This is a genomic window from Micromonospora sp. NPDC003776, assembly GCF_053605645.1.
In genome coordinates this window covers 1-1,732 of record NZ_JBSGJR010000893.1, presented here as the reverse complement: position 1 = coordinate 1,732, position 1,732 = coordinate 1, and the positions used below count along the sequence as shown (strand labels likewise).

Sequence of the window (1,732 nt, the reverse complement as noted above, 5' to 3'; positions counted from 1 at the left end):
GTTGGTCGCGCCGTCGGCGTACACGTAGTTGCCCAGGACGAGGCGCCCGTCGACGCCGCGCAGCCAGGCGGCGGCCTGGGGGAGCCGGTGCATCTGCGCTCCACGATGAGCGAGCTGCCCAACCTGCCCGCCGACGACGTGGTCGCCGGCGGCAAGGAGGCCAACCGGGTCGTCCGCACCTTCGGCGAGCCGCCGGCCATCGCGCAGGTCCGCGACCACGTGGAGCTGAGCCGCGCGCTGGGCCTGGTCGACCACGAGCGGGGCGTCAAGCTCGGCGGCTCGGGCTTCTGGATGTACACCGGCATGGGCGCCCGGCTGGAGTGGGCGCTGGTCAACTGGCTGATCGAGCAGAACATCCAGGCCGGTTACGAGTTCCTGCTCCCGCCGCACCTGCTGCTGGACAGCGCCGGCTTCGCCGCCGGCCAGTTCCCGAAGTTCCACGACGACGTCTACCACATCGACAAGCAGTCGAGCGCGCGCGGCCAGTTCCTGCTGCCCACCGCGGAGACGGCGATCCTCGGGGCGTTCCAGGACGAGATCCTGGAGACCGGGAAGCTGCCGCTGAAGGCGTTCGCCTACACCCCGTGCTACCGGCGCGAGGCGGCCGGCTCGCACTCCGACGAGCGGGGCACGGTGCGCGGCCACCAGTTCAACAAGGTGGAGATCTTCCAGTTCACCCTGCCCGAGCAGGCCGACGCCGCGCTGGAGTCGATGGTCGGTCACGTGGAGGGCCTGGTCGGCAAGCTCGGCCTGCACTTCCAGACCAGCCTGCTGGCGGCCGGCGACGCCAGCGCCTCGATGCGCAAGACCCTCGACGTCGAGGTCTGGATGCCGAGCACCGGCAAGTACAAGGAGGTGTCGTCGGTCTCCTGGGGCGGCGACTACCAGGCCCGACGGGCGGCCATCCGCTACCGGGAGCCGGGCGGCAAGCAGACCCGCTTCGTGCACACCCTGAACGGGTCGGCGCTGGCCACCAGCCGGCTCTTCCCGGCCATCCTCGAGCAGTTCCAGCAGGCCGACGGTTCGGTGCTGGTGCCGGAGGTGCTCCGCGACAAGCTGGGCGCCGACCGGCTCACCCCGATCCGCTGACGGGCTCCGACCCGCGATCTTGCACTTCCGGCCCGCAAGGAGTCCGACTTGCGGCCTTTGCCGGGGCCACGAGTGCAAGATCGCGGGGGCGGCGGCGGGCCGCGAGCAGCAACGCGGCCAGCGCGGCCGCCAGCAGGGCCGGGCCGGCCACGTTCAGGGTGTTGGTCAGGGTTTGCCGCACCTCGGTTGCCGCCCGCACCACCGGGTCGTCCAAGGCGTCGTGGTGGCCCTGGGCGAGGCGCACCTCGTACCAGCCGTACCAGGCGACGTAGCCGCCGGCGAGCAGCAGCACCAGGCCGCTGAGCCGGGGCACCCACGCGCCGGCGCCGCGCAGCCCGGCCACCACCCGGCCACGCAGCAGCGCCACGCCGAGCGCGGCAACCGCGACCACCAGGGCCATCCCCAGCGCGTACGCGCCGAACAGCGCCAGCCCGCGCACCGGGGAGCCGGCCCGCAGGCTGGCCACCACGATCGCCAGGAACGGGGCGATCGCGCAACTGAGCGAGGTCAGCGCGTACGCCGCGCCGAACAACGCCATGGACGGGAGCGAGCGGGTCAGCCGGGGGGCCCGGGCGAACGGGCGCGGGGCGGGCAGCCGGGGGGCGGCGGGCCGGCCGCACCCGGCCCCCCGCTCGGGAGATCA

2 protein-coding genes are annotated in these 1,732 nt (G+C 73.6%); one reads left to right on the top strand and one right to left on the bottom strand.

Annotated elements, in window-relative coordinates; all coding sequences use genetic code 11:
- A partial coding sequence (gene serS, locus ACWEVO_RS36155; protein WP_452311885.1) for a serine--tRNA ligase occupies positions 1–1,089 on the top strand: 1,089 nt, incomplete at its 5' end.
- On the opposite strand, the gene ACWEVO_RS36150 is transcribed toward serS, so the two are convergent.
- A complete protein-coding gene (locus ACWEVO_RS36150; protein WP_452311884.1) occupies positions 1,073–1,627 on the bottom strand; it encodes a hypothetical protein in 555 nt (184 codons plus the stop codon). The genes serS and ACWEVO_RS36150 overlap by 17 nt on opposite strands.
- Between the last annotated feature and the right edge of the window lie 105 nt (positions 1,628–1,732).